The 26347-nt window shown below is 74.9% G+C and carries 25 protein-coding genes and 1 pseudogene; 18 read left to right on the top strand and 8 right to left on the bottom strand.

The genetic code is table 11. The features are described from left to right. The first annotated feature begins 21 nt into the window (after nucleotides 1-21). The 9 genes and pseudogenes from KPF22_RS29625 to KPF22_RS33445 all read left to right on the top strand — a co-directional run bounded on the left by KPF22_RS29625 (nucleotide 22) and on the right by KPF22_RS33445 (nucleotide 11533). Nucleotides 22-1233 carry a sensor histidine kinase gene (locus tag KPF22_RS29625; RefSeq protein ID WP_224401013.1) on the top strand — a complete coding sequence of 404 codons (1212 nt, stop codon included), beginning with the start codon at nucleotides 22-24 and terminating at the stop codon, nucleotides 1231-1233. Between the two features lie 123 nt (nucleotides 1234-1356). After that, nucleotides 1357-2244, top strand: coding sequence for a S49 family peptidase (locus KPF22_RS29620; RefSeq protein ID WP_224403968.1), 888 nt, complete (start codon nucleotides 1357-1359; stop codon nucleotides 2242-2244). Between the two features lie 171 nt (nucleotides 2245-2415). Beyond that, nucleotides 2416-3264, top strand: a complete 849-nt coding sequence (locus KPF22_RS29615; protein ID WP_208820466.1) for a LytTR family DNA-binding domain-containing protein — start codon at nucleotides 2416-2418, stop codon at nucleotides 3262-3264. Next, on the top strand, nucleotides 3261-5840 hold the full coding sequence (locus KPF22_RS32805; protein WP_305080369.1) for a hypothetical protein: 2580 nt from the start codon (nucleotides 3261-3263) through the stop codon (nucleotides 5838-5840). The genes KPF22_RS29615 and KPF22_RS32805 overlap by 4 nt, the downstream gene beginning before the upstream one ends. After that, nucleotides 5837-7594 (top strand): cation acetate symporter, encoded by a 1758-nt coding sequence (locus KPF22_RS29605; RefSeq protein WP_208818730.1) that lies wholly within the window; start codon nucleotides 5837-5839, stop codon nucleotides 7592-7594. The genes KPF22_RS32805 and KPF22_RS29605 overlap by 4 nt, the downstream gene beginning before the upstream one ends. Before the next feature lie 216 nt (nucleotides 7595-7810). Beyond that, nucleotides 7811-8152, top strand: a complete 342-nt coding sequence (locus KPF22_RS29600; protein ID WP_062399142.1) for a DUF485 domain-containing protein — start codon at nucleotides 7811-7813, stop codon at nucleotides 8150-8152. Then, nucleotides 8149-9741 (top strand): annotated as a pseudogene (locus KPF22_RS29595) (cation acetate symporter); the annotation flags it as partial. The gene KPF22_RS29600 and the pseudogene KPF22_RS29595, both read left to right, overlap by 4 nt. A 436-nt stretch (nucleotides 9742-10177) precedes the next feature. Beyond that, on the top strand, nucleotides 10178-10507 hold the full coding sequence (locus KPF22_RS29590) for a rhodanese-like domain-containing protein (protein ID WP_062399145.1): 330 nt from the start codon (nucleotides 10178-10180) through the stop codon (nucleotides 10505-10507). Nucleotides 10508-10630: 123 nt separating this feature from the next. Further along, nucleotides 10631-11533 (top strand): DUF4328 domain-containing protein, encoded by a 903-nt coding sequence (locus KPF22_RS33445; protein WP_208818728.1) that lies wholly within the window; start codon nucleotides 10631-10633, stop codon nucleotides 11531-11533. Between the two features lie 606 nt (nucleotides 11534-12139). On the opposite strand, the gene KPF22_RS29575 is transcribed toward KPF22_RS33445, so the two are convergent. From KPF22_RS29575 to KPF22_RS29565, 3 genes are all read right to left on the bottom strand, one after another. Next, on the bottom strand, nucleotides 12140-12571 hold the full coding sequence (locus KPF22_RS29575; RefSeq protein WP_178376579.1) for a hypothetical protein: 432 nt from the start codon (nucleotides 12569-12571) through the stop codon (nucleotides 12140-12142). Nucleotides 12572-12709: 138 nt separating this feature from the next. Then, entirely contained in the window at nucleotides 12710-13435 is a 726-nt protein-coding gene (locus tag KPF22_RS29570; RefSeq protein ID WP_224403965.1) for a hypothetical protein, read from the bottom strand. A gap of 157 nt (nucleotides 13436-13592) precedes the next feature. Further along, a complete protein-coding gene (locus tag KPF22_RS29565; RefSeq protein ID WP_224403964.1) occupies nucleotides 13593-14831 on the bottom strand; it encodes a cytochrome P450 in 1239 nt (412 codons plus the stop codon). Nucleotides 14832-14852: 21 nt separating this feature from the next. Here KPF22_RS29565 and KPF22_RS29560 point away from each other — a divergent pair, with 21 nt between their 5' ends. Beyond that, nucleotides 14853-15782, top strand: coding sequence for a DUF5926 family protein (locus KPF22_RS29560; protein ID WP_100879147.1), 930 nt, complete (start codon nucleotides 14853-14855; stop codon nucleotides 15780-15782). 65 nt (nucleotides 15783-15847) lie between these two features. Here KPF22_RS29560 and KPF22_RS29555 read toward each other — a convergent pair whose 3' ends face one another. Together KPF22_RS29555 and KPF22_RS29550 are read right to left on the bottom strand one after the other, a co-directional pair. Then, a complete protein-coding gene (locus KPF22_RS29555) occupies nucleotides 15848-16384 on the bottom strand; it encodes a ferritin (protein ID WP_062399158.1) in 537 nt (178 codons plus the stop codon). Between the two features lie 107 nt (nucleotides 16385-16491). Further along, nucleotides 16492-17325 carry a CPBP family intramembrane glutamic endopeptidase gene (locus KPF22_RS29550; protein WP_224403963.1) on the bottom strand — a complete coding sequence of 278 codons (834 nt, stop codon included), beginning with the start codon at nucleotides 17323-17325 and terminating at the stop codon, nucleotides 16492-16494. 297 nt (nucleotides 17326-17622) lie between these two features. On the opposite strand from KPF22_RS29550, the gene KPF22_RS29545 reads away from it, so the two are divergent. Beyond that, nucleotides 17623-18168, top strand: a complete 546-nt coding sequence (locus KPF22_RS29545; protein WP_224404002.1) for a hypothetical protein — start codon at nucleotides 17623-17625, stop codon at nucleotides 18166-18168. Then, the gene (locus tag KPF22_RS29540; RefSeq protein WP_208818724.1) at nucleotides 18165-18488 is read left to right on the top strand and encodes a DUF3817 domain-containing protein; all 324 of its coding nucleotides are present in this window, start codon (nucleotides 18165-18167) and stop codon (nucleotides 18486-18488) included. Before KPF22_RS29545 ends, KPF22_RS29540 begins: the two co-directional genes overlap by 4 nt. Nucleotides 18489-18494: 6 nt before the next feature. Here the strand turns inward: KPF22_RS29540 and KPF22_RS29535 are convergent, their stop codons facing one another. Beyond that, a complete protein-coding gene (locus KPF22_RS29535) occupies nucleotides 18495-19265 on the bottom strand; it encodes a DUF2470 domain-containing protein (protein WP_224403962.1) in 771 nt (256 codons plus the stop codon). A 128-nt stretch (nucleotides 19266-19393) separates the two neighbouring features. Here KPF22_RS29535 and KPF22_RS29530 point away from each other — a divergent pair, with 128 nt between their 5' ends. The 3 genes from KPF22_RS29530 to KPF22_RS29520 are packed head-to-tail and all read left to right on the top strand — an operon-like array spanning nucleotide 19394 to nucleotide 22007. Continuing rightward, nucleotides 19394-20302: a hypothetical protein gene (locus KPF22_RS29530; protein ID WP_208818742.1), complete on the top strand. Its 909-nt coding sequence runs from the start codon at nucleotides 19394-19396 to the stop codon at nucleotides 20300-20302. 14 nt (nucleotides 20303-20316) lie between these two features. Further along, a complete protein-coding gene (gene pheA, locus KPF22_RS29525) occupies nucleotides 20317-21264 on the top strand; it encodes a prephenate dehydratase (RefSeq protein ID WP_208818722.1) in 948 nt (315 codons plus the stop codon). Beyond that, nucleotides 21261-22007 carry a histidine phosphatase family protein gene (locus KPF22_RS29520; RefSeq protein WP_224403961.1) on the top strand — a complete coding sequence of 249 codons (747 nt, stop codon included), beginning with the start codon at nucleotides 21261-21263 and terminating at the stop codon, nucleotides 22005-22007. The genes pheA and KPF22_RS29520 overlap by 4 nt, the downstream gene beginning before the upstream one ends. Before the next feature lie 3 nt (nucleotides 22008-22010). Here KPF22_RS29520 and KPF22_RS29515 read toward each other — a convergent pair whose 3' ends face one another. Together KPF22_RS29515 and KPF22_RS29510 are read right to left on the bottom strand one after the other, a co-directional pair. Beyond that, nucleotides 22011-22361: a metallopeptidase family protein gene (locus KPF22_RS29515; protein WP_202968062.1), complete on the bottom strand. Its 351-nt coding sequence runs from the start codon at nucleotides 22359-22361 to the stop codon at nucleotides 22011-22013. A gap of 1 nt (nucleotide 22362) precedes the next feature. Continuing rightward, the gene (locus tag KPF22_RS29510; RefSeq protein ID WP_224403960.1) at nucleotides 22363-23643 is read right to left on the bottom strand and encodes a septum formation family protein; all 1281 of its coding nucleotides are present in this window, start codon (nucleotides 23641-23643) and stop codon (nucleotides 22363-22365) included. Nucleotides 23644-23886: 243 nt separating this feature from the next. On the opposite strand from KPF22_RS29510, the gene KPF22_RS29505 reads away from it, so the two are divergent. From KPF22_RS29505 to KPF22_RS29495, 3 genes are read left to right on the top strand one after another with little or no spacing between them, the layout of a single operon-like run. Next, nucleotides 23887-24651, top strand: a complete 765-nt coding sequence (locus KPF22_RS29505) for a hypothetical protein (RefSeq protein WP_224403959.1) — start codon at nucleotides 23887-23889, stop codon at nucleotides 24649-24651. Nucleotides 24652-24654: 3 nt separating this feature from the next. Beyond that, a complete protein-coding gene (locus tag KPF22_RS29500; protein WP_208818718.1) occupies nucleotides 24655-25821 on the top strand; it encodes a glutathionylspermidine synthase family protein in 1167 nt (388 codons plus the stop codon). A 53-nt stretch (nucleotides 25822-25874) separates the two neighbouring features. Beyond that, entirely contained in the window at nucleotides 25875-26327 is a 453-nt protein-coding gene (locus KPF22_RS29495; protein ID WP_083474448.1) for a DUF350 domain-containing protein, read from the top strand. Nucleotides 26328-26347: the final 20 nt, after the last annotated feature.

Genomic DNA, 26347 nt, shown 5'->3' with positions numbered 1-26347 from the left:
GGAACGGGGGTGCTCGCAGTCGTGGACGGATCCACCACGCTCACCCCGTCCATGGCGCTGCTGCTCGTGGTGGCTGTCGTCGTCGGCGTGGTCGCGGTGTTCTTCTTCCTGTGGCAGCGCAACCGGCGCAACACGATGGTCTCGCCGCTGGCCAAGGCCACGTTCTCCGCGCTGCACACGGTCGCGCTGGCCGCGCCGGTGCTGCGCGAGGGGCTGTCGTCGCGCTCGGCGTCGCAGGCGCTGCCGTACCTGCGCCAGCTGCTGGAGACCACGGCGATGGCGATGACCGACTCCCGCGGGACGGTCCTGGGCTGGGACGGCACCGCCGACCAGCACCAGCAGGACGTGCAGACGCTCGCCGACACGGTCGTCCGGACCGGCCGGATGGAGCTGATGAGCCACACCTCCATCAAGTGCAACCAGCCCGGCTGCGAGGTGCGGGGGATCGTCGTCGTCCCGCTGGAGAGCGACGGGAACATCATCGGCACGCTCGCCGCGCTGACCCCGTCGACGGCGGGCCCGCCGGTGCTGCGGGCCACCGGCGAGGTCGCGCGCTACGTCTCCAGCCAGCTGGAGCTCGCCGAGCTCGACGACTCCCGGGCCCGGCTCAACCGCGCCGAGGTCCGCGCCCTGCGTGCCCAGATCTCCCCGCACTTCGTCTACAACGCACTGACCACGATCGCCTCGTTCATCCGCACCGACCCGGCGCGGGCCCGTGAGCTGCTGATCGAGTTCGCCGACTTCACCCGGTACTCGTTCCGCTCGGCCGGTGAGTACACGACGCTGCTCGACGAGCTGAACAACATCGAGCGCTACGTCCGGCTGGAGAAGGCCCGCTTCGGGAACCGGCTCAACATCAAGCTCCAGATCGACCAGGAGGTGCAGAACGTCGTCCTGCCCTTCCTCGCGCTGCAGCCGCTGGTGGAGAACGCGGTCCGGCACGGGTTGTCCGGCAAGCCCAACGGCGGCACCGTCACCATCCGGGCGGAGAACGCCGGGTCGGAGTGCGTGATCGTCGTCGAGGACGACGGCGTCGGCATGGACCCGGCCCGGCTCAACGAGGACCTCGACGACGCCCACCTCTCCGGCGCGCACGTCGGCCTCGGCAACGTCGACGACCGCATGCGCTCGGCCTTCGGCGACAACTTCGGCCTCGTCGTCGACACCAACATCGGCGCCGGGATGAAGATCACGCTGCGGGTGCCGAAGTTCCGGGCGGGCATCCGGGCCTGACCGGCGGGCATCCGTGGGACCCTCTGGCCATCTGATGGGCCGTACGGGTGAACCAGGTGGTCGCGAGCTGTGCCGATCCGGTCACACCACGTCACCCTGTGCTCGCGCGTACGGTGGGACGGCATGGACGTCCTGCGTATTCCCGCGGCGGTGACCTCCCGTCTGCCCGGCAGGCTGGGTGAGTCGGTCGGCCCTCCGGTGGTGTCGGTCGTGCGGATGCAGGGCGTCATCAGCGCTCAGGCCGCGTCGGTACCGCGGCAGGTGCTGAACATCTCGTCGATGGAGAAGGTGCTGGAACGGGCGTTCGCGCCCGAGCGGCTCGCCGCTGTCGCACTGGTGATCAACTCCCCGGGCGGCTCGCCGACCCAGTCCCAGCTGATCGGGGACCGCGTCCGCTCGCTGGCGGCGGAGAAGGACGTGCCGGTGCTCGCGTTCTGCGAGGACGTCGCCGCGTCCGGCGGCTACTGGCTGGCCTGCGCCGCCGACGAGATCTACTCCTGCTCCACCTCGATCGTCGGCTCGATCGGCGTGATCAGCGCCGGGTTCGGGCTCGACGGCCTGATCGAGCGATGGGGTGTCTCCCGGCGGCTGCACACCGCGGGCGGGTCGAAGTCGCGGCTGGACCCGTTCCTGCCCGAGCGGTCCGAGGACGTCGCCTGGCTCACCGGCCTGCAGGAACAGCTGCACGACCGGTTCACCGGATGGGTGCGCGAGCGGCGTGGCGACCGGCTCGCGACCGACACCGAGCTGTTCGACGGCGAGGTGTGGCTGGGCGAGCGGGCCCGCGAGCTGGGCCTGGTGGACGGCATCGGCAGCGCCCACGACGTCCTGACCGAACGTTTCCCCGATGCCGAGCAGCGCCCGGTGGAGCAGCGCAGGCCGCTGCTCGCCCGTCTCGGCGCCGGCGGGTCCGCGGCCCAGGCCGGCCTCTCCGGCGGCATCGCCGGGGCCGGGCACGAGCTGCTCTCCGCCCTCGAGACGAGGGCGGCGTGGGCCCGTTACGGGCTGTGACACCGGTGACCGTGCGCACCACGGCCGCGCTGCACCCCGTGTCCGGACGGTCACCGATCCGGTTCGTGCCCTGGCATCACGCGCGTCGGCACGTCACCATGGTCGCGGCGCCGGGCGATCATCGAGCGGATGGGCTTCCCGGCGCAGGCCCGGAAGCAGGATGAGGAGATCGTGGACAGCAACGACACCACTCGCGGACTGGTCGTTCTCGCGGTGGACGACGAGCAGCCCGCGCTCGAGGAGATGGCCTACCTGCTCGACGAGGACCCGCGCGTCGCGACGGTCCTCAAGGCCGGCGAGTCCACCGAGGCCCTGCGCATCCTGAACGGCCGCCGGGCCGGGGCGGCCGCGGGAGCCGGCGCGGGGGGCGGCGCGGACGTCGCCGAGCAGACCGACATCGACGCCGTGTTCCTCGACATCCGCATGCCCGGTCTCGACGGCCTGGAGCTGGCCCGGGTGCTGCAAAACATGGCCGTGCAGCCGGCGATCGTCTTCGTCACCGCGCACGACGACCGCGCGGTCGACGCCTACGACGTCGGTGCCATCGACTACCTCCTCAAGCCGCTGCGCACCGAGCGCCTCTCCGCCGCGCTCGACCGGATCCTGTCGACCCGTCGCAGCGGGCCGGTCGAGACCGTGCGTGAGGAGACCGGCGGCGACGACGAGGTCATCCCCGTCGAGCTGGCCGGCACCACCAAGCTGGTACCGCGGTCCGCCGTGCGCTACGTCGAGGCGCAGGGCGACTACGCCCGGCTGCACACAACCGAGGGCAGCCACCTCGTCCGGATCCCGCTGTCGGTGCTCGAGGACCGCTGGCGCGACGCCGGTTTCGTGCGCATCCACCGCTCGTTCCTGGTGGCGCTGCCGCTGGTCACCGAGCTGCGGCTGGCCGGGTCCGGCTACGTCGTGCGCATCGGATCCGGCCCGGAGACCGCGGAGCTGCCGGTCAGCCGTCGGCACACCCGTGAACTGAAGGACCGCCTCGTCCGCGCGACCAAGCAGGCGTGGAGCCAGAGGTGAGCAGGTCCACCGGCGGCGTCTCGCCGTCGGTGCGTCCGCAGTCCGACCGGGCCGCGGACGATCTCGACGGGTCCGACCGGCCCGGCACCGAGCCCGACGCGACGGCCGCCGGGGCCCGGGCGGACCAGGGCTCCGCCGCGCCCGAGGAGCGTCCGGACCCCGCACGGTCGCGCCCGTACCCCGACGGCGCCGTCGCCGGTCTCGACGCCTGGAACCCGGCGCTCGAGCACCGCAACCGCCGCGTCGCCCTCGCGCCGGAGCCGTCCGGGAACGCCATCCCGGCGCAGCCGCGTGGCTCGTTCGCGTCCGGTCCGCACCCGCGGCCGGCCGGTGGCTACGGCGCGCCCGGCACCGGGGGAGCGCCCGCCGCCGCGTCGCCGCACGGCCCGGTGCCGGGGCCCGGTGCGCCCGACGACCGTGGGCGGCCCACGCCGGCCCGGCCGGAGGCCGGTGGCACCCCGTCCGACCGTCCGGCTCCGGGGCCCCCCTCCGGCCGGCCCGGCTCGGCCCGGCCGGTCGGCGGTGCGTCCGGCCCCGAGCAGTCCGGCGCCGAGCGGCCCGGGTCCGGCCGCGCCGGTGGCGGCTCCGTGCCGGGCACCGACCCCCGGCCCGCCCCCCACCCGGAACCGACCCCCCGCCCGGAGCAGGCCCCCGGTACGGGACCGACCGTCGGCACGGGACCGACCGCCGGACCGGGGCCCGAGGCGGCCGGTGCGCGCACCGGTGGTGCTGCTCCGGCCGCGCCTGCACCCGCCGTCGGCCCGGCGTCCGGCGGCCCGACGCCCGACAGCGCCGCGCCCGGTGACACCGCCCCTGCCCCCGGCACCCGGGCGCCCGGCACCCGGGGTCCGGGCAGCCAGGGGCCCGGCGCCCAGGGGCCGGGCGACCCGGGCTCCGGCGACCGGGACGCGACCGCGGCGACCGGGGGCCGCGCGGCCCGCCGGGCCCGCCGCGCGGTCGAGGCACCCGCCGACGACAGCGGCGCAGGCTGGCTCCAGGCCGAGATCGCCCGTCGCGTCGCGGACCGGGCCGGGGGGGCCGGCCGGCACGCCCGCGTCGACCCGGCCGGGACGCGGCCGCGGAACGGCGGGCAGCCCGACCACCACGACGCTCCCGCCCTCGATCCCGACCAGGCCGACCCGCCCCGCGGTGCGGCCGCCCGTGGCGTCGCGAACCCGGCCGGTACCGCTGCGGCGGCCGCGCCGTCGCCCACCGCCCCCGCGCCGGCCGCCCCCCGCCGGGAGGACGACACCCGGCACGACGGCGCCCCGCGCGACGGCGTCCGCACCTCCGACGTCCGCGACCCGGATGCCCGCGACTCCGACGACCCCGACGCGCCTGCGAGCTACGCCCGGCCGGTCCACCCCACCCGCTCCCGGCCGGCCCGGACCCGCGCGAACCTCGTGCCGGACCCCTACGCCCCGGAGGGTGTGCGCCCCGGCGACGGCTGGCCGTCCGCCCCGGGCGTGACCCCGGCACCGGACGTCACCGACAGCGGGAAGCAGTGGCCCCCCTCGAGCGGCGGCTCCGGCCTGCCCCAGCGCGTCCCGGGCGCGACGTCGTGGTCGAACACCTGGTCCCCCGACCGCAGCGCGCTCCTGGCGGGCACCACCGACACGACCGGCGCCCCCGGGACCGCGGGCGCGACCGGCCCGGCAGGCGCCGCGGACAGCGCGGCCGGCACCGACACGGCCCGCGGCCCGGACACGGCCGACACCCACGGCACGGCCGGCACCGGGATCCCGCCCCGGGCCGGGACCGCGGACACGACCGTCGTCGCACCGGCCGACCGGCCACGTCCCGAGGAGTCCCCCGAGACCCGTCCGGTCCCCACCCGCTGGTCCGCGGCGGGACGGCGCGGCCCCGCCGCACCGGTGCCGTACCGCCCCACGGACCCCGACGACCGCCTCGGCGTCGACGCCGCCGACCGTGCCGACGACGAGCTGGACGACGACCTCCCCGACGAGGACGAGCTCGACGAGGAGCTCGACGAGCTGCGCGGCGGCCCCCTCGAACGCACCGAGGTCATCTGGCGCGCCCCCGAGGTCGACGTCGTCGCCCCGGCTCCCGAGCCCTCGGTCGAGCCCGCGCCGGAGCCGTTCGCCCCGGCCGCCGCGGCGCCCTACACCGGGGCCCGCCCGCGCCCGTTCTCCGCCGAGCCGACCGACCCGCCCGCGGCCGTCGACGAGCTCGACGACGCCGACGGCGAGGGGCCCGGCGCCGGGCGCGTCCGCGTCGTGCTCTCCGAACGCCGCTCGACCGCGCAGTCCTCGCGCGGGCTGTCCGACGTGCAGGACCCCGGCGCCGTCGGCACCCTGCTGCGCAACTCGCTGGTCCGCACCCAGCTGCTGCTCGCGCTGCGGGTGAGCGTCGTCGCGCTGATCGGGCTGGGCGTGCTGCCCGCGCTGTTCATCGCGGCCCCGGTGATCGGTCAGGTCGAGGTGCTCGGCATCCGGCTGCCCTGGCTGCTGCTCGGCGTGCTCGTCTACCCGTTCCTGCTCGGCCTGGGCTGGTGGTACGTGAGCTCCGCGGAGGCGGCGGAACAGGACTTCGCCGACGACGTGGCCGATCGATGAGCCTGACCGCGATCCTGTCGCTGGTCGCGATCGTCCTGGTGGCGGTCGCGTCCGCCGTGATCGGCTCGGTCGCCCACCGGACCCGGCTGACCTCGGACTTCCTCGTCGCGTCCCGGTCGGTGCCGTCACGGCTCAACGCCGGCGCGATCTCCGGCGAGTACCTGTCCGCGGCGTCGTTCCTCGGCATCGCGGGGCTGATCCTCGTCCAGGGCGTCGACGCGCTCTGGTACGCCGTCGGCTACACCGCCGGCTACCTGTTCCTGCTGCTGTTCGTCGCCGCGCCGCTGCGCCGGTCGGGCGCCTACACCGTCCCCGACTTCGCCGACGCCCGGCTCGCCTCGCCGATGCTGCGCAAGGTGTGCGCGGCCGTCGTCATCGTCATCTGCTGGCTGTACCTGCTGCCGCAGCTGCAGGGCGCCGGGCTGACCGTCGGCATCGTCACCGGTCTGCCCGACTGGATCGGCTCCGGAGCGGCCGGGGTGATCGTGGTCGCCACCGTCGCGCTCGGCGGGATGCGGTCGGTGACGTTCGTGCAGGCGTTCCAGTACTGGTTCAAGCTGACCGCGCTCGCCGTGCCCGCCGTGATCGGCCTGGCCGTGTGGCTCGGCGACGGCCACACCTTCGCCCGCGACGAGCCGCCGGAGTTCCGCGAGCCCACGACCGTCTCGGTCGCCACGCCGGTGACGCTGGAGGCGCGGCTGGCCGTCGACGTCGTCGCCCGCGGCACCGTCGACGGGCAGGCCGTCGACGGCCCGCTGCGCTGGGTCGCCGGGTCCACCCACGAGGTCACCGCCGGGACCGAGCTGCGCTTCGCGGCGGGCGATCCGGTGCCGGTCACCCGCGGCGCCCCCACCGACGACGAGAGCTGGCTGCGCCCGTTCACCGGCTCCGAGCAGCACCAGCTGCTCGCGACCTACTCGCTGATCCTCGCCACGTTCCTCGGGACGATGGGCCTGCCGCACGTGCTCGGCCGCTTCTACACCAACTCCGACGGCCGGGCGGCCCGGCGCAGCGCCGTCCTCGTCCTGGCGATGCTGGGCGGCTTCTACGTGCTGGTGACCCTGCTCGGCGTGCTGTCGCGGGTCTACACCCCGCAGCTGCTGGTCACCGGCCGCACCGACGCCGCGGTGCTGCTGCTCCCGACCGCGATCCTGGGCAGCGGGCTGCTCGGTGCGCTGGTGGGCGGCCTCGTCGCGGCGGGGGCGTGGGCCGCGTTCCTGTCGACGGCGTCGGGCCTGCTGGTCAGCCTGGCCAGCGTCGTGTCCACCGACGTGCTGCCCCGCCACGGCCGGATGACCCGGCGCTTCCCGCTGGCGACGGTGCTCGCCGGGGTGCCGCCGACCGTCGTCGCGCTCGTGCCGACCGGCCTGAACTTCGCCGAGGCCGTCGCGCTCGTGTTCGCCGTCGCCGCGTCCACGTTCTGCCCGCTGCTGGTGCTGGGCATCTGGTGGCGCGGGCTGACCGACGTCGGCGCGATCGCCGGGGTCGTCGTCGGCGGGGTGGTGTCGGCCGGGGCGGTCGTCGCCGCGCTGGCCGGCGCCGACGTCTCCGGGCTCGGCCCGTCGGCCGGCTGGATCGGGGTCCTGCTGTACCGGCCGGCGATCGTCAGCGTGCCGCTGGCGTTCGCGACGATGGCGCTGGTCTCCAGGTTCACCCGCGCGCGCCGCCCCGCCGACGCCGGCCAGGTGCTGCTGCGCCTGCACGCACCCGAACGACTGGGTCTCATGCGGGACCGATTGGACGACAGAGCCTGACGGGTCTCCCCCGAACGGATCTACACAGCGTCACCGTTCGGACGGGTCGGTTCGTCCGGACCGGGGTTCTTCGTCGGTAACGGCACGCAACGACGTTCCCCGATGCGATACCCGGTCGTTGTTCCGGGTGAAGTGTGTCCCCCGGGGGCGCGCCGCGGTCCCCCGGCCACGACGCGGCCCGGCTCCCCGCAGCACGACCCGAAAGGAACCGGCGCCATGAGCAGCCCCGCAGAGCGCTCGGCCGGCACGATCTACCAGCAGGTCCAGGCGAGTCCCGAGTTCCGGGCGTACCGCAGCCGTCTCCGGCGCTACGTGTTCCCGATGACCGCGATCTTCCTCGCCTGGTACCTCGCGTACGTCGGTCTCGCCAGCTACGCCCCCGAGTTCATGTCCATCCGGGTCGTCGGGACGATCACGGTCGGGCTGCTCGTCGGCCTCGGCCAGTTCGTCTCCACCTTCCTGATCACGACCCTGTACGTCCGGTTCGCCGAGCGTGAGATCGACGGCCCGACCGCCGAGCTGCGTGCCCGGGTCGAGCAGGCGGAGGTGCGCGCATGACCACGTCGGTGCTGGCCCAGGCCGAGTCGGTCGGCTCGGTCACCGCGAACCTCGGGTTCTTCCTGCTGTTCGTGATCGTGACCCTGATGATCGTGCTGCGGGTCAGCCGCACGAACGCCACGCGCGCCGACTACTACACCGGCGGCCACGCGTTCACCGGCCCGCAGAACGGCACCGCGATCGCCGGGGACTTCCTGTCCGCGGCCTCGTTCCTCGGCATCGCCGGGGCCATCGCGCTCTACGGCTACGACGGCTTCCTCTACTCCATCGGCTTCCTCGTCGGCTGGCTGATGGCGCTCCTGCTCGTCGCGGAGCTGCTGCGCAACACCGGCCGCTTCACGATGGGCGACGTCCTGGCGTTCCGGATGCGCCAGCGCCCGGTCCGCGCGGCCGCGGCGACCTCGACGCTGGTCGTCTCGCTCTTCTACCTGATCGCGCAGATGGCCGGGGCCGGCGGGCTGATCTCGCTGCTGCTGCAGATCCCGAAGACCGACACGCTGTCGCAGGCACTGGTGATCGTCGTCGTCGGCGGCCTGATGGTCGTCTACGTGCTGTTCGGCGGCATGAAGGGCACCACCTGGGTGCAGATCATCAAGGCCGGTCTGCTGCTCACCGGTGCCGCCGTGCTCACCACCTGGGTGCTCGGCCGTTACGGGTTCAACCTGTCCGCGGTGCTGGAGCAGGCCACCCGGAACTCCGAGCGCGGCGAGGCGATCCTCAACCCGGGCCTGCAGTACACGAACAAGATCGACTTCATCTCGCTGGGGCTCGCGCTGGTGCTCGGCACGGCGGGTCTGCCGCACATCCTGATGCGCTTCTACACCGTGCCCTCGGCCAAGGAGGCCCGGCGATCGGTGGTCTGGGCGATCTGGCTGATCGGCATCTTCTACCTGTTCACGCTGGTGCTCGGCTACGGCGCGACGGCGCTGCTGCCGCCGGGGACGATCACCCGCGCCAACCAGAACGACGCCGCGCCGCTGCTGGCCTACGCCCTCGGCGGCGAGATCATGCTCGGCCTCATCTCGGCGGTGGCGTTCGCGACGATCCTCGCGGTCGTCGCCGGTCTGACGATCACCGCGTCGGCCTCGTTCGCCCACGACGTCTACGCCAACGTGCTCCGCCGCGGCAACGCGACGCCGGAGGCCGAGGTGAAGGTCGCCCGGACGACCGCGCTGGTCATCGGCCTGGTCGCGATCGGCGGCGGGATCGTCGCCAACGGCCAGAACGTCGCCTTCCTGGTGGCGCTGGCGTTCGCCGTCGCCGCGTCGGCGAACCTGCCGACCATCCTGTTCTCGCTGTTCTGGAAGCGGTTCAACACGGCCGGTGCGCTGTGCAGCATCTACGGCGGCGTGATCGTCTGCGTGGGTCTCATCGTGATCTCCCCGGCCGTGTCCGGGTCCCCGACCTCGATGGTGCCGAACGCGGACTTCGCGTTCTTCCCGCTGTCCAACCCCGGTCTGGTGTCGATCCCGGTGTCCTTCGCCCTCGGGATCATCGGCACCTTCCTCGGTGGCCGCGAACGGTTCAACGCCGCCCGCTACGCCGAGATGGAGGTCCGCTCGCTCACCGGTGCCGGTGCGGTGCGCGCGACCACCGCGCCGAAGGAGGCGCCGAAGCCGACCGCCGTGCCCGCCGAGGACCTCATCGGGATCCCCCGGCGCGAGGCCGAGGGATCCGGCCGGCACCGCTCGCAGCCGCGTCCGCAGCCCCGGCCGAACCCGGGGCAGCAGCGGCCGCAGACCAGCCGCCAGGCCGGCGAGCTGTTCGGCAACACCGGGCTGACCGGCACCCAGCCCGCGGTCGGGGCCGACGGGCGTCCGGACCGGTTCGGGACCGGGCGCAGGCCCGGGCCGCAGGGCACCGGCGGGTACCGTCCCGCGCAGGCCACCGGCGGCTACCGGGCCGTCCAGCCGCCGCTGGACCCGAACGAGGTGACGATCCCGCACGGGTCGCTCTACCGCGACGACGGCCGCTGACCCGCGCCGCTCACGGCGGGTTGACGGGGCGGCGTGGCAGGATGGCGCCATGTCCGACCCGGTTCCCGCCGTGAGCGTGTCCGATCTCCCCGCCGACGCCCCGATGCTGGACGTCCGCGAGCTCGACGAGTGGACCGCAGGGCACGCCCCGCACGCCCGTCACCTGCCGATGTCCGAGCTGGCCGGCCGGATGGGCGAGGTCCCCACCGACGACCCGCTCTACGTCGTCTGCCGCTCCGGTGGCCGGTCGGCCCGGGTCGTCGCCTACCTGGCCCAGCAGGGCTTTCCGGCGGTGAACGTCGAGGGCGGCATGCAGGACTGGGCCGCCCAGGGCCGCACGGTCGTGACCGACGACGGCAGCGCCCCCCGGATCGCCTGACCCGTGTCCGCGCCGGCGTCCCGACGGCCGGGCCCGCCGTGCCCGCGCTGCGGCCGGACGGCGCCCCCCGGCGGGGGTGCGTTCTGTCCGTGGTGCGGCCGGTACCTGGCCGCCCTGGACTGGGTGGCGACGACGCCCGGTGGGCCGGCCGCCGAGCCCACGGCCGCCCGGCGGGACCGCTACGCCGGCCCGCCCCGCTACCGCGCCGTCCCGCGCTGGGGTCTCCCGGTGGGGCCCTGGCGGATCGCGCCGGTCCCCGGTGAGGGTCCGCTCCGGCCGGTCGACCGGGCCCGCGCGCTGGCCGCGCAGCTCGTGCCCGTGCTGTGGGTGGTCGTCGTCGTGTCGGGGGTCGCCGCCGTCGCCGAGGTGTGGCGGTACGTGCTCCTGCTGTTCAGCCGGTCCGACGCGTTGTCCCCGGAGGCCGTCGGGGTCTCCGACGCGCTGGTGTGGTTCGGCGGCTGGTCCTCGGTGGTGGCGACGATCGCCGCCGGGGTGTTGATGATCTCGTGGAGCCTGTGGACCTACCGGGCCGCCGCGGACCGCGCGGGTACGCGCGCCTGGCGAAGCCGCCGATGGGTCGTCGCGGGCTGGGTGGTGCCCGGCTGGAACCTGGTCGCGCCCGGTTCGCTGCTGGCCGAGACCGAGCACGCCGCGCTGGACCTGCCGCCGGAACGGCGGCCGTCGCCGTCGCGGGAGCTGCTGGTCTGGTGGGCGCTGTGGGCGGCGTGCGTGGTCCTCGGCGCGGTCGTCCTGGTCTGGCGGTTCCGCACCGGCACCCAGGCGCTGGCCGACGGGGTCGTCCTGCACGCCTGGGCCGACGTGCTCGCCGCGGTCACGGCGTGGCGCACGATCCGGGTCGTCCGCCTGCTCACCGCTCTGCTGGCGACGCGGCCGCAGGGTCCCCGGCAGCTGCTGGTGTCGGCGACGGCGAGTACGGCCGGCGCGGCCCCGGCGGGAGCGGCGGCCCCGCAGGCAGCGCCGACGGCGGCACCGGTCCCGACCACGGCGGCGGACCCGGCGGGCTGAACCCGGGCGGAGCCGGCACCCGGGGGGCGTCCGGCCGCACCACCGGTGCCAGTGCCGGTGCGGGTGTCGGGGGAACCGGCGGCGGCGCGGGAGCGACGGGCGTGGCCGCCCAGCCCGCCGAGCCGGGGCGGACCGCCGTCGACGGACCCGCGGTCAGCGCGGCGTCGGAGACCTCCTCCAGCAGCTTGCGGACCCGCCGCACGGCCCGGTCGGGGCCGCGCACGACCACCGACAGGGCCAGCCGCCCGCCGTGCGGGTCGGCGACGGTGCGCAGCACGTGCCGGTCCGGTCCCGCCTCCAGGACGAGCCCGAGCCGCCCGCCCGCGTTCGGGGCGAGGGCCAGCGCGATCCGGACGAGCTCGGCGTGCGCCGCACCGCGGACCTCGTCGCGGTGGTCGTGGGCCGCGGGGACGCCCCGGCCCGTCCGTCCGACGGCGGTGTCGGGCCCGCAGACGTCGAGGACCATCCCGCTGTCCACGTCGAGCAGGGCCGCCGAGCGGATCCGCGGGTCGAAGAACAGCGGCCCCAGTACGGCGGCCAGCCCGTCGGTGCGTACGGCGACGGCGTGCCGGTGACGTCCCATCGGTCGTGTGGGTCGCGGGGGCCTCAGCGCTGCTGGGCGGGGAAGAACGCCTGGCCCTGCTGCTGCGGCGCACCGGCCTGCGGCGAGGTCATGGCGAACTGCTGCTCGATGACGCGCAGGTCGCGGCGGGCCATCGCCAGGTTGGCCTGGGCGCGGTTGAGCACGAGGTAGAAGAACAGCTGCTCGTCGGTGCCGCGGATGATCCGGATCAGGTGGTACTGGGTGTCGAGGGTGATCAGGATGTCCTCGATGTTCTCGCGCAGCCCGAGCTTCTGCATGACCTCGAGCTTGGTCCGGACGACCTCGGAGTTCCCGGGCGCGGCGACGTCGAGGTCGAACTCGGGGCTGCCCCCGCGCGACCCCAGGGTCATGCCGCTGTCGAAGTCGACGATCGCGACCGCGAACGCGCCCTTGATGTTGGCGGCCATGTCCAGGGAACGATCGATGTTGTTCATCTCAGGAGCCTTCCGCGCGGCAGTCGCCGCGACGATCTCGGGGAGCCCGCGCCGCGATCCCTTTCCGTATTCCGTGGAAAATGATCTCAGTGCTTTCCGGCGCCGGGGCGGACAACGATAACGCGCAATTCCGGAGCGTCAACATCCTGTCGTGGACGACGGATCGAGGCGGCGCAGCGCGTCGAGGATCCGGGCCATGGTGCCCAGGTCGTCGGCCCACCGGCCGCCCTCGGGGACGGCACCGGCGTGCGCGTCGTCACCGTCGGCCGCGGCGGGGGGCTCCGCCGGCTCGGACGGCTCGGCGGGGCCGGGCGCGCGCCGGGGGAGCGGGACGGCCGGTCCCGGGGTGCGCTCGGCGTCCGGCACCGGCGACGGCCTCGGTACCGCGATCGTCGCCGGTGCGGTGTCCGCGGGCCCGGGCGGCGACGACACCACGGGCGCAGCCGGGCGGGCCCGCATCACCGGACGTGCCGGGGCCTCGGCCGGGTCGACAGTAGGCGCTGTGACCTGGGGATCCGTCCGTGCCGGGGCTGTTGCGGGTGGGCGCAGTGCCCGCCGGAGGAGCGCGACCGGGCTGCCGGACCGGTCGAGGTGGGCGTAGGCGAGCAGCGGGGCCGCGCCGTCGCGGGGCAGCGCCCGCAGGAGGTGGTGGTCGCCCTCCCGGGTGGTGATCACCGCGTCCTCGAACACCGGTCCCTCGGCGACGACCTGCGCGGCGCCCCAGCCGAGCACCTCGGCGAGGCCGGGCACGGCACGCCCGCCGGCGTCCGCGACGAGCTCGCCGGTGACGGGGTCGGCGACGCAGGTGTACCCCGTCCCCGGCACGCCGAGAACGGTCCGCAGCAGTTCCGACCACGATTCCATCGTCGTCGATTCCACCACGTCGCCCGATGATCGTCGACGTCGGTTCCGGTCGCTCCTGACGCCCCTTTTCCGTCGCTGATTGCGCGGCGCCGTCGACAATTCGCCGACGGCTCCCGGGAATGGACCGTTCGGCTCTCGGATCATTGCGGCATTCGGTTCATCGGGCGGTGTGGGCGGCCAGCCGCAGCTCCGCCCAGCCGCGCATGACGAACCGTGGCCGCCGGACCGGCAGGCCGTCGACGACGGCGTCGGGCAGGCGTTCCAGCAGTGCGCGCAGCACCTCGGCGATCTCCAGCCGGGCCAGCGGGGCGCCCAGGCAGTAGTGCACCCCGGCCCCGAAGCCCAGGTGGGGGTTGGGGGAGCGGCCGACGTCGAGGCGGTCGGCGTCGTCGCCGAAGACGGACGGGTCGCGCCCGGCCGCGCCGAGCAGCGTCGCGATCCGGGTGCCCGCCGGGACCGGGTGGCCGGCCACCGTGGTGTCGACGACGGCGGTCCGCTCGAACAGCTGCAGCGGGGCGTCGAAGCGGATCATCTCCTCGACGGCCGTTCCGACCAGTCCGGGATCGTCGAGCAGCCGCTGCCACTGGTCCGGGTGCCGTAGCAGGGCGTGCACGCCGTTCCCGACGACGTTCACCGTCGCCTCGTGCCCGGCCATCAGGAGCAGCACCGCGGTGCCGACGAGCTCGTCCTCGTCGAGCCGGACGGACGGCGACCCGGAGTCCCGGACGGCGAGCAGGTCGGTGATCAGGTCCGGTCCCGCGCCGGTGCCCCCGGCGGGGGCGGCGTGGCCGGACCGGCGCTCGTCGACCAGCTCCCGCAGCAGCGCCGTGAAGTCGGCCGACGCCCGCTCGGCCGCGCGACGGCCGTCGTCGCCGGGGTCGGGCTCGTACATCCGCACGATCGCGTCGGACCAGTCCCGCAGTGGCGCCCGGCGGTCCTCCGGCACGCCGAGCAGGTCGGCGATCACGGCGACCGGCAGCGGTGCGGCGACGAGCTCCACCAGGTCGGCGGGGACGCCGTCGCGGATGCGGGCCACCAGGTCGTCCACCAGGGCCCCGGCCCGCGCCCGCACCAGCGGGGCCAGCCGCTCGGTGTGGCCACGGGCGAACGCCGAGGCCACCAGGCGTCGCAGCCGGGTGTGCGGCTCACCCTCACGCTCCAGCAGCGAGTTGCGGTGCAGCAGGTTGAACGCGGCCAGCTCGGCCGCGGGCTCGGCGTCGGACCAGATGCGGCCCAGGCCGCGGTCGCGCAGCACGGCCGAGCAGGCCGCGTGCGTCACCGCGACCGGGACGCCCAGGCCGGGGTGGTGGTGGACCGGCCCGGCGGCGCGCAGGGCCGCGTAGGCGGGGTAGGGGTCGGCGAGGAAACCGGGGTCGGCCGGATCGAAGACATGCACGACCCGCTACCTTGCCCGGCGATGGGTAAGAAGACGCGCAACCGTGCCAGCACCGCCGACGCGGGGGACAACCCGCGCCGGCCGTGCCCCTGCGGCTCCGGCAAGCGGTACAAGGCCTGCCACGGCGCCGGTGACGACGTGATCGTCATCCGGCCGTTCGAGGGCCTCGCGGCGGAGCCCGACCTCGTCGCCATGCGGGAGTTCCTCCCCTCGGCGACGGCGGCCCTCCCGGTCCGCTCCGGTGGTCCGGTCACGCTGGCCTCGGTGCTGCCGGGCGCGTCCGCCGCGATCGTGCGCGACAACGGCGAGGTCCTGCTCGGTATGCAGGTCCAGACCCGCTCCGGGGACCTCTCGGCCGACCTGGCCGGGGCGCTCGCCTGGGCGCGCTCGGCCGAGCCGGGGTCGTCGCTGCCGGTCGTCGGCGCCGGGCGGCACACCGGCGAGCGGCTGCAGGACGTACTGGAGCCCGGTACGCCGCTGGAGCCGACGGTGCACGCCGACTTCGCGTGGTGGCTGCCGTCGGAGAGCCCGGACCCCGAGGCCCAGGCGATGCTGGAGCGCGCCAACTCGGTGATCATGCCGACCGAGGCGGTCACCGCCGACGGCGTGCGCGGCGCGTACTGGGTCGACACCGGGTCCAAGGCGCACGTGCGCTGGGTGCGGACCGAGGACGAGACGACGCTGATGGCGGCGCTGGCGCGGCTGTCCGGTCAGGGCGGCCTGGAGCTGGGCGAGGGTTCCCGCTACGCCGGGTCGTTCCGGGCGCACGGGCTGCTCGTGCCGGTCTGGGACGTCGACCGGGAGATGCACTCCTCGGAGTGGGCGGGTCCCGCCGCGGAGTTCGCGAAGCGGCTCGACGAGGCGGTGGCCGGGTTGGACGCCACGCCGCTGACCGAGTCCGAGCACCGGGCGCGCGACGTGCTCGCGGGCAAGCAGATCACCCTGCGCTAGACGGCCGCCGGCCCCGGCGCTCCTGCGAGGAGCGCCGGGACCCGGGCCGGACCGACGAGGGGGTCCTACAGGGCGCCGCCCGCGGCGGCCGGGGCGGTCGCGTCGGCGGCGTCGCCGCGCGCGAGCTCGCGGGCCACGAAGTCCTCGACGTGGAACAGGTCGTCGCCGGCGCGGCGGACGATGGTGAGCAGCGTCGTCATCGAGGCGACCTCCTCCACCTGCTCCTTCAGGAACCACTGCAGGAACTGCTCGCCGAGGTAGTCGTCCTCGTCGCGGGCGGTGCGGGCCAGCGTGGTGATCTGCTCGGTGACCTGCTTCTCCTGGGTCAGCGCGAGCTGCACGAGCTCCTCGACCGAGGCGAAGTCGTTCTGCACCTCGCCGACCGAGGGGATGGTCGCCGTGAGGTCGTTGTCCAGCTGGTACCGGACCATCATCATCGCGTGGTTGCGCTCCTCGACGGCCTGCGCGTAGAAGTGCGCCGCCAGCTGCGGGAGGTCGGCGTCGTCGAGCCAGACGGCGATCGCGAGGTACTGCTGGGCGGCGGTGAACTCGCTCCGGACCTGGTCGCGGAGCAGGGCGTGGAACTTCGACTCGTCGGTCATGTCATCCAGGTTAGCGACTGGAGGCTTTTCCTGGAACGGCTCCAGAAAGGGTGTCCGTCTCAGTTGGACAGGGTCACCTCTCCGCTGGTGAGGGCCGCTTTCCCGAGTCAGAACGGAAGCACGCCACCGAGCAGTGCGTACCCCACGAACGCCACGACGTCGATCAGCAGATGGGCGCCGACGAGCGGCCACAGCCGGTTCGTCCGCTGCCAGTAGCGCGCGAACACCAGGCCCATGACGAGGTTGCCGACGAACGCGCCGATCCCCTGGTAGAGGTGGTAGCACCCGCGCAGGACGGCGGCCGCGAACGCCGACCGGTTCTCCGACCAGCCGAGCCGCCGCAGCCGGGTGAGCAGGTAGCCGATCATGACGACCTCCTCCGCCCAGGAGTTCGCCGCCGCGGACAGCACCAGCACCGGGATCCGCCACCACTGGTCGGTCAGCGTGCTGGGCGCGACGTCCGGGGTGATCCCGGCGAGCCGTCCGACCAGGTAGAGCCCCAGCCCGGGGAGGCCGATCAGCGCGGCCAGGCCCGCGGAGTGCGCCGCGTCGCGCCACGGCCGCCGCCCGTCGAGCCCGACCCGGCGCAGCGCGATGCCCGCCCGCAGCAGCAGGTAGGCGGCCAGCGCGCCCCATCCGGCCAGCTGCAGCGCGCGGACCAGCTGGAACGCGAGGTCGATCCAGGCGTCGGTGGACGCGGGCGCGTTCAGGGTGACCTGCTGGTCGGCGAGCGGGGCGGGGTTCAGCAGGGCCTCGAGCAGCGACAGCGCGCTGCGCACCGCGGACAGGCCCAGCGTCACGGTCAGGACGACGGCGATCTCCAGGCCGATCAGCCGTCGCTCGCGGGGGTCGGTGGCGACGCCCGGGAACGACGGGGGCGCCGGGCCCAGCCAGTCCCGCAGGGCCCCACGCGGTCGTGCCGGGACCGGTCCGCTCGTCATGGGCCGATCATCGCACCGGGTGTCGGAGGGCTCCGCGGGCCGAGCCGCGGGGTCGCCGGTGGGGCGTGGGCAGCTGATCCGTACCGCGCTGATCGGCATCGCGCGCGCTGATCCGCGGCTCGCGCGCGTCCGGACACGCGCGGTCCGCGGATCACCGCGCGAACCGAGGATCACCGCGCGGGAGCCGACCGGGTGGGCGAGACCGCCGGAGGGGTGAGCCCACCGGACGGGCGAGTGACCGAGCGCTCGTCGGGGCCGGGCCGTCGCCATGCCGGGGTGCGTACCCTGGTCGGCGTGATGCGGCTGCTGCTGTCCCCGAGGTGGATGGTCTGGCACGTCCTCACACTCGGCGCGATGGTCGCCTGCACCTGGCTGGCCGTCTGGCAGTGGGGACGTGCGGGATCGGCGATGGGCTCGGCCCTCAACGTGGGCTACGGCCTGCAGTGGCCGCTGTTCGCCGTCTTCTTCGGCGTCATGTGGTGGCGCTTCCTGAGCATGGAGATCGCCGACCTGAAGGCGGCGGGCGCGGCCGGACCCGGCGGGACCGCGGGGACGCCGGACAGGGCGCCGTCGGCCGCGGAGGCACCCGTCGCCGGGTCGGGGACGGCGGTCGCGGGGACCGTCCCGTCCGCTGCCCCGACACCGGCCGCTGCGCCGGCCCCGACACCGGCTTCGGCATCGACCGCCGAGCCTGCCGTCCCGGCACCCCCGGCCGGGCCGTCGCCGTTCACGTCCCGCCCGGCGAACGCCGCCCCGCCCCGCAGCACCGACCCGCAGCTGCGGGCCTACAACGAGGAGCTGGCCCGCCTGGCGGCCCGGCACCGGGAGGAGTCCACCCCGTGACCGTCGCGACCGCTCTGAAGGCCTACCGGATCTCCGCCTGGGTCACCGGCGTCGGCCTGCTGCTGCTGACCTTCTACGCGATGCCGGCGAAGTACCTGTTCGGCGACCCGCGGCCGGTCGCGCTGATCGGGATGGTGCACGGCTTCCTGTACATGATCTACATCGTGTGCACGCTGATCCTGGCCGAGCGCTGCCGGTGGAAGCCGGTGTTCGCCGTGGTCGTCCTGGCCGCGGGAACCATCCCGGTCGCGTCCTTCGTCGCCGAGCGGAAGGTGACCCGGAAGGTGCAGGCCGAGCACCTGGCACCCGCCGGTCCCTGACCCGGCTCAGCGGCCCCCGGCCGCCGGGCAGCCCACCAGCTCGGCGAACCGGCGCTGCAGCTCCTCGGGCGTGTCCGCGGGCGCGGAGAACGCCAGCCGCACGTCCTGGGTGCCGGTCGCGGTGGGTACCCGCACGCGGAGCCCGAAGCGGTCCACGCCGACCGGGCGGACCCGGCCGCCGGTGAACCCCAGCCCGTCGGGCAGATGGCGGCGCAGCGCGCACAGCATCTCCGGGTGCGCCCGGTCCAGATGCTCCAGCCACACCTGCTCGACCCGGCAGAACGGGTCGGGCTCGGCGGCCGCGAGCTCGGTCGGCGAGACCGGCGCGCAGCCCTCGGCGTCGGAGTAGACCGCCGACGACGGGTGCAGCCGCAGCAGGGTGGCGCCGCGCCCGGCGTCGAGGAGGTTGGGGTGCGGGGCCTTCTCGGCGAGCCGTAGCGCCCGCTCCCGGCCGGTGACCGGGTCGGGCTCGTCCAGCGTCCCGACCAGCCACAGCAGCTCCCGGACCGGCTCGTCGAGCGGCACCGGTGTGCTGCCGGTCAGCTCGAGCATCACCGGGAGCCCACCGAGGGTGAGCCGGGCCCGCTCGCGGAGCACGTGGTCGTCGGGCAGCAGCAGGTCGGTCGTGCCGTCCGGCCAGGTGTGGTGCATCAGCGGCGCACACGGTTCCGGCTCGCCGGTGCCGACGAGTGCCGCGCGGCCACCACGGGTGACGAGGCTGCGGGCTCGCTCGGCGACGGCGGGCGTCGGGGGGCGGCGCACTCGGGTCGTTCCCACTCTCACCTCCGATTAGGTAACCCTTACCTAAGCAGTCGGAAGTATTGCCTGTCCAGTGGCTGCGCACACAGGGGGGCAACCCCCGTTGATGGGTCGCCGTGACCCGACCGTTAGCGTCTGTCGACGTGATGACCGTGCCCTCGGGTTCCTCAGCCGACCCGTGGCCGATCCGTCCGCTGCTCGCCGCGCTGGTCGACGACACCAGCCTGCTGCAGCCGAGGACCGTCGCACCGGGCGTCGACGCCGTCGTGTCGCGCTATCTCGCCGCCCGCGACGGCCACTACGGAGGCCTCGTCGGACGGCTGGTCTGCCCCGCGTCGCAGCTGCCCGCCGTCGTCACCGAGCTCGCCCGTTCCGCGCCGAGCCGGCCGGCGGAGCTGGCCCTCGTCGTCGACACCGGGCTGGGTGCGGTGCCGAAGGCGCTGTCGACCGTGTTCTCCCGCTCCAGCCTGCTCACCCCGAGCACCGTCGAGTGCGCCGCACCGCCGGACGTCGACGGCATCTGGCTCGAGCGCGTCTCGGAGTTCGTGCCGGACGAGGTGACCCCGGTCGTGGAGCCGCGCCGCCCCGTCGAGGGGGACGCCGACGGCACGCTCGCCTGGCTCGCCGCCGTCCGCAAGGTCGCCGAGCACGGCTGCACCCCGAAGATCCGCCTCGGCGGGCCGCGCGCCTCCGACGTGCCGGAGATCGTGGACGTGCACAAGTTCCTGCTGGCCGGCCTGGAGAGCGGCACCGGCGGGATCTCGGCCCAGGGCATCGACCGGATCGTCCGCGAGGACCCGTCCGCGTCGACGCCCCGCGGCCGCCACGGCCTGCTGAACCTGATCGCCGCCGTCGCGCGGATGACCGGGGTCAGCGCCTCGCCCGACCCGGCCGAGGATGCCCTGGCCTGCACCGACGGCGAGAAGCTGGCCCGGGAGCTCGACGAGCTGCCCGAGGCCGCCGTCGAGCAGGTCCGCACCGTCCTGCCGCGCTGCGGCGTCGACCCGGAGCCGGTGCCGATCGCCGACCTCGTCGCCCTCGGGCTGCTGGACTGATCAGGACGGATCGGATGCGGATCGGATTCCTGGGGCCGCACGCCACGTTCACCGAGCAGGCCCTGCTGACCCTGCCCGAGTCGCGTGGCGCGGAGCTCGTGCCGCTGCCCGGCGCCCCCGCGGTGCTGGCGGCCGTCCGCGACGGCTCCGTCGACGCCGGCTGCGTGCCGATCGAGAACACCGTCGAGGGCGCCGTCCCGCCGGTGCTCGACGGGCTCGTCTCCGACCCGCCGCTGGTGATCGCCCGCGAGGCCCGGATCGCAGTCCGGTTCTGCCTGATGGGCCGCCCGGGCACCACGCGTGACGCGATCCGCTCGGTCGCCTCCCACGGCCACGGCATCGCCCAGACCCGCGGCTGGCTCGCCGAGCACCTGCCGGCCGCCGAGGTCCGGGTCAGCTCCTCCACGGCGGAGGCCGCGGCCCAGGCCGCCCGGGGCGAGGTCGACGCCGCCGTCGCCGCCCCGCTCGCCGCCACGCAGCACGGCCTGGAGGTGCTGGCCGACGACATCGCCGACAACGCGGGCGCCGTCACCCGCTTCGTGCTGCTGACCCGCCCCGGCCCGCCGCCGTCGCCGACCGGCTGGGACCGCACCACCCTCGCCGCGACGACGACGAACCGCCCCGGCACCCTGCTCGGCCTGCTCACCGAGATCGCCGTCCGCGGCATCGACCTGACCCGGATCGAGTCCCGCCCGGTGAAGGAGCGCCACGCCGAGTACTGGTTCCACCTCGACTGCTCGGGCCACGTCGCCGACCCGGCGATGGGCGAGGCCCTGGCCGCACTGCACCGTCGCTGCGACCGGCTGATCTACCTCGGGTCGTTCCCACGATCCGATCCCGCACCGGACGCCCCGGCGGCCGGCGTGGGGAGCCCGGTGGCGGCGCTCGGTGTCGCCACCGCCGACGACTACGCCGCGTCCGAGCGCTGGCTCGCCGCGGTCCGACGGGGAGCCGACACGTGAGCCACCAGACCGACGACGAGCACGACGGCGCCGCCTCCTTCGCGGCCGTCGGCACCGGCACCCGGACCGCGCAGGTCCCGCCGGACGACGGCGCGCTGCGCCTGGTGCTGGTCCGGCACGGCCGCACCCCGTCGAACGTGCGGCATCGCCTCGACACCGCGCTGCCGGGCCCCGGGCTGGACGAGCTGGGTCACGCGCAGGCCGAGGAGGTCGCCGGGCTGCTCGCCGGGTGGCCCGTGCGGGGCCTGTACGCGTCACGGGCGACCCGGGCGCAGGAGACCGCCGCCCCGATCGGCCGCGTGCTCGGACGCGGGGTGGAGCTGCTCCAGGGTCTGCACGAGGTGTTCGTCGGGGACCTCGAGGGTCAGGAGGGCGACGACGCCCGCGCCGCGTTCGACGAGGTCTTCGAGGCCTGGTGGGACGGCGACGTCGACCGCGCGATGCCCGGCGGTGAGTCCGCCCGCGACGTCTGGGACCGGGCGCTGCCCGACCTCGCCGCGGTGACCTCCGGCGTGGCGGAGGGGGCGGTCGTCGTCGTCAGCCACGGGGCGGCGATCCGGATCCTGTCGCTGGCGCTGCTCGGCGGGCACGACGGCTCCGGACCCGGCCACCCCGACGTCACCTACGGCCGCGAGCGCCCGGTCCCCAACACCGGCCGGGTCGTGCTGCGTCGCGACCCCGGCGGCTGGGTCCCGGAGCTGTGGGACGCGATGCCCGGCGGGCGGCGCGCCACCCACCGGTAGGGGTCAGCCCCAGCCGAGTTCGTGCAGCTTCTCCTCGGAGATGCCGAAGTGGTGCGCGATCTCGTGGACGACGGTGATCGCGACCTCGTCGACGACCTGCTCCTCGTCCTCGCAGAAGTCGAGGACGGCGTCGCGGTACACGGTGATCCGGTCCGGCAGCTCGCCCGCGTAGTCCGCCGTGCGCTCGGTCAGCGCGACGCCCTCGTAGAGGCCGAGCAGGTCCGGCTCGTCGGGGTGGCGCGGCTCGACCAGCACGACGACGTTGTCCATCGCCGCGGCGAGCTCGGCGGGCACGAGGTCGAGCGCCTCGCCGACCAGCTCGTCGAACCGGTCGGCGGGCATCGCCACCGGCACGTCAGTTGCCCGACAGCCCGGGCAGGCCGGGCGGGATGTCGAGGTCCGGCTGTCCGGCTCCGCCGTCGGGGGCGGCGGGCTGCTCGCCGTCGGGCTGCTCGACCGGGGCCTGCGAGCCGGGGGCCGGGGTGGCCGACCCGTCGGCCGGGGCACCGTCCGGACCGGCGGGCGCACCGGGCGCGGACGGTGCCGGAGCGGCGGGCTGCCCGGAGACGACCAGGTTCCCCTTCACCGAGCCGGTGATCGAGGCGAAACCGCTGTTGTCCGGCAGCAGGGTGCCGATGTTGCAGTTGACCTTGCGGCTGCCGGCCTTCCAGGACTCCTCGGAGAGGTTGCCCCAGTAGACGGTGAGGCCCTTGGCGCCGATCACCTGGTCGTTGCCGGCGAAGGTGTTGGCGGCCTCGGTGCAGGCGGGCTGGAGGAACTTGTCCTGGTCCTCGACGGCCGGCCAGGCCCCCGTGAACTCGGTACCCAGGTCGACCAGCCCGACGGCCTCGACGGCGTGCGGCCCGGCGCAGTCGGTCGGGTCGCCGACGGTGCGGCCGTCGATGCCGAGGCAGGTTCCCACCGGCTGGACCGCGGACTGGTCCTGCGCGGCGACCTTGCCGGTGATCGGGAACATCTCCCCGCTCCGCGAGGCCATCTGCAGGCCGCAGCGCATGCCCTTGTCGCCGCCGTCCCAGCGCTGCTGCGACGGCTTGAGCGCGCCCACCCGGAACTTCCCGTCAGGGTCGAACCTGCCGTTCAGGTACTTCGTGACCACCGGGGTGCAGCGGTCGGCGACGAGTTTCTGCCAGGCCCCGTCGGCCGGGAACGTCGGCTGGTCGGCCAGCGCGACCCGACCCGCCTGCTCGAACAGGTGCGGCCGGGCGCAGTCGACGGCGGCGGTGTCGGTCGCGTCGGAGCGGGTCCAGTTCAGGCAGGTGCCCGCGGTGTCCGGCGGGGGCGGCAGCGGCGGGGGCTCGTCCACCTTCGGCGCCCCGGAGGACGCGAACGAGCCCAGCACCGGCACCTCGGCGCCGAGCAGCGAGTCCACCGACGCGACGGTCAGCATCAGCAGTGCGCCGACGAGGATCCCGACGCCGACCCGGCGGGCCCCGAGGAGCCCGCCCCGCCCGGCGCCCGCCCGTCCGGAGGTCTCCGACGACCGTCGCCGACGGGTCGGGACCACCGGGGTGGCCGACGGCCGGGACAGCACCGAGGTCGTGCCCTGCCCGCCGTGGACGGCGGTGCGGCCGGTCGCGTCGGGCCGGTCGGAGCCGGCGGGGGAGCGGGAATCCATGACGTCCCCCATCATGCAGCCGGGGTCGACCCGGCTTCACCCGGCCGGTGCCCCGGCGCGGCGGTCGGTCGGCCGGATGCTGTGAACGTGCAGGTCCGCCCGGTGCGACGGGGTGCCGCGACCACTCGTCCGCGCGGGCGTGGGCGAAACGCAGCCGAATCGTCATCCGGGAACGGCCGGTGGTCGTCGGCCGGTCCCGGTACGGTGCGCGCGGGGGACGGGAGTGACGATGGGGGACCAGCGATGACCGACGGACCGCGCGCCGGCGGCGGCCCGGACGACAGCACGCCGCCCGCCGGTACGCCGAGGGCGACACCGGGGGGCGCGACACCGGAGCCGCAGTCGACGACGCCGACACCGCAGACCGACGGACCGGCGACGGCGCCGTGGGCGAGTGCGCCCGCCGAGCAGCCCGCCGAGGCCCCGCGCGGCCGGATCCGGCAGCAGGACGGCAGCACCGCGCCCCGCGAGCCCACGCTCGCGGAGAAGCGCGCCCGCGAGCAGAAGCTGCGCGCGGACCGCGAGGCGGTGCGGCTCAAGGAGGCCCGCTCCAAGACCACGAAGCGGGTGCTGATCGGCGCCGGCGCGACCGTCGGCGTCGTCGCCCTGATCGCGGCCGTGTACGCCGGGTCCGGCGGCGGCAGCGAGTCGGTCGAGGCGCGCTGCGTCGACGACCAGGGCGTCGTCGTGCCGGACGACAACTGCAGCGGCCCGGAGAGCCAGGGCCAGGTCTCCAACGGGGGCGGCGGCTTCGCCTTCGTGCCGATCTTCCTGGGCGGCGGCGGCCGGCAGTACCACTACAACTACGGCGGCAGCGGCGGCGTCGGCCAGGTCGCGACCGGCGGGAACGTGTCCCCGCCGCCGAGCGGCACCACGGTCCGCAGCGGCACGACCGGCTCGACCATCGGCTCGGCGAACCGCAGCGGCACGATCTCCCGGGGCGGTCTCGGCGTCGGCGGCGGGTCGTCGTCGTCCTCGGGCGGGTCCGGCTCGTCCAGCGGGAGCTGAGGCGTGCGACGCGAACGCGGCACCCCCCGTCCGGACTGGCAGCGCACCGTCGCCGAGCAGGGCCTCGCCTTCGGCACCCCCGGCCGGGACGGCTCGGGCAACGAGCGGCCCTACTGGGACGAGTCGGTGCACTACGTCTTCGAGATGGACGAGGTCCTGTCCCTCGAGGCCGACGTCGAGGTGCTCCAGTCGATGTGCCTGTCGGCGGTCGACCACGTGGTCACCACCGAGCGTTTCCGGGACTTCGCGCTGCCCGAGTGGTGCTGGGAGCAGGTCGCGCAGTCCTGGCGCCGCTCCGACCCGCACCTCTACGGCCGCTTCGACCTCCGCTACGACGGCTCCGGCCCGGCCAAGCTGCTCGAGTACAACGCGGACACCCCCACCTCGCTGCTGGAGGCCTCGATCCTGCAGTGGCACTGGCTGCAGGACGTCCATCCGGGCGACGACCAGTGGAACTCCCTGCACGAGAAGCTCGTCGAGCGCTGGGGTGAGATCAAGGGTCTGCTGCCGTCGTCGGAGGTGCACGTCACCTGGTCCGGTGCCGAGTCCACCGGCGAGGACCACATCACCGTCGGCTACCTGCAGGAGACCGCCGCCGAGGCGGGCCTCGACACCGTCGGACTGTCCATCGAGGACATCGGCTGGGACTCCGCACTGGACCGCTTCGTCGACCTCGAGGAAGCTCCGATGTCGACGGTGTTCAAGCTCTACCCGTGGGAGTGGATGCTGTCCGACGAGTTCGGCAAGCACGTCACCCGCAGCCTGCCCGAGACGCTGTGGCTCGAACCGCTGTGGAAGACCCTGCTGTCGAACAAGGCGCTGCTCGCGGTGCTCTGGGAGATGTACCCCGGGCACCCGAACCTGCTGCCCGCCTCGCTCGGCAACCCCGGCATCCTCACCGAGTACGTCCGCAAGCCCCTGCTGGGCCGCGAGGGCGCCAACATCCAGATCGTCGCCCCCGGCCACGAGACCGCCACCGGCGGCGTCTACGGCGACGAGGGCTTCGTCTACCAGATGTTCGACCCGCTGCCCGAGTTCGACGGGTTCCGTCCGTGCCTGGGCGCCTGGCTGGTCGGTGACACCGCCGCCGGGCTCGGCATCCGCGAGACCGCCGGCCTGATCACCGACGACGGCGCGGCCTTCGTGCCGCACCGCATCCCCGAGTCCTGACCCCCGTTCCCGCACCAGTTCCTGCTCACCCCCGCTCCCCGGAGGTACCTCCCGTGATCCTCGCCCAGGCGTTCGACGCCACGTACTGGGGCTTCCTCGGCCGCGGTGTCGGCGCGATCCTGCTCTACGCCGTGATCGGCACCCTGCTCATGCTGGTCGGCTTCTGGGCCATCGACCTCACCACGCCGGGCAAGCTCCCGGCGATGGTCCGCGGCGGCCTGCCGAACGCGGTCACGATCACCTCGGCCGGGATGCTGTCGATGGCGTTCATCATCGTCACCGCGATCTACGGCTCGTACGGCTCGCTGCTGCAGGGTGTCGTGTCGTCGCTGGTGTTCGGCCTGATCGGGATCATCGCCCAGGTCGCCGCGGTGCGGCTGCTGGAGTGGGTGACCGGCATCGACATCGGCGAGGTCATCCAGTCCGACGAGCCGCGGGCGGTGGCGAAGGTCGTCGCGGCCGCGCACGTCGCGCTCGGCCTGATCGTCGCGGTCGCCGTCTTCTAGACCCTCGGTCCCGGCGCCGC

Source organism: Pseudonocardia sp. ICBG1034, from assembly GCF_020131375.1.
Lineage (GTDB): Bacteria > Actinomycetota > Actinomycetes > Mycobacteriales > Pseudonocardiaceae > Pseudonocardia > Pseudonocardia alni.
Note: the sequence above shows the minus strand (reverse complement) of the source record. Positions and strands in the feature narration are given on the sequence as shown.

Bases quoted from the DNA above. Each gene is read 5' to 3' on its own strand.
- KPF22_RS29620 (WP_224403968.1), top strand. From the start codon at position 1,357: ATGGACGTCCTGCGTATTCCCGCGGCGGTGACCTCCCGTCTGCCCGGC.
- KPF22_RS29605 (WP_208818730.1), top strand. From the start codon at position 5,837: ATGAGCCTGACCGCGATCCTGTCGCTGGTCGCGATCGTCCTGGTGGCG.
- KPF22_RS29600 (WP_062399142.1), top strand. From the start codon at position 7,811: ATGAGCAGCCCCGCAGAGCGCTCGGCCGGCACGATCTACCAGCAGGTC.
- KPF22_RS29590 (WP_062399145.1), top strand. From the start codon at position 10,178: ATGTCCGACCCGGTTCCCGCCGTGAGCGTGTCCGATCTCCCCGCCGAC.
- KPF22_RS29575 (WP_178376579.1), bottom strand. From the start codon at position 12,571: ATGAACAACATCGATCGTTCCCTGGACATGGCCGCCAACATCAAGGGC.
- KPF22_RS29570 (WP_224403965.1), bottom strand. From the start codon at position 13,435: ATGGAATCGTGGTCGGAACTGCTGCGGACCGTTCTCGGCGTGCCGGGG.
- KPF22_RS29560 (WP_100879147.1), top strand. From the start codon at position 14,853: ATGGGTAAGAAGACGCGCAACCGTGCCAGCACCGCCGACGCGGGGGAC.
- KPF22_RS29555 (WP_062399158.1), bottom strand. From the start codon at position 16,384: ATGACCGACGAGTCGAAGTTCCACGCCCTGCTCCGCGACCAGGTCCGG.
- KPF22_RS29550 (WP_224403963.1), bottom strand. From the start codon at position 17,325: ATGACGAGCGGACCGGTCCCGGCACGACCGCGTGGGGCCCTGCGGGAC.
- KPF22_RS29545 (WP_224404002.1), top strand. From the start codon at position 17,623: ATGCGGCTGCTGCTGTCCCCGAGGTGGATGGTCTGGCACGTCCTCACA.
- KPF22_RS29530 (WP_208818742.1), top strand. From the start codon at position 19,394: ATGACCGTGCCCTCGGGTTCCTCAGCCGACCCGTGGCCGATCCGTCCG.
- pheA (WP_208818722.1), top strand. From the start codon at position 20,317: ATGCGGATCGGATTCCTGGGGCCGCACGCCACGTTCACCGAGCAGGCC.
- KPF22_RS29510 (WP_224403960.1), bottom strand. From the start codon at position 23,643: ATGGATTCCCGCTCCCCCGCCGGCTCCGACCGGCCCGACGCGACCGGC.
- KPF22_RS29505 (WP_224403959.1), top strand. From the start codon at position 23,887: ATGACCGACGGACCGCGCGCCGGCGGCGGCCCGGACGACAGCACGCCG.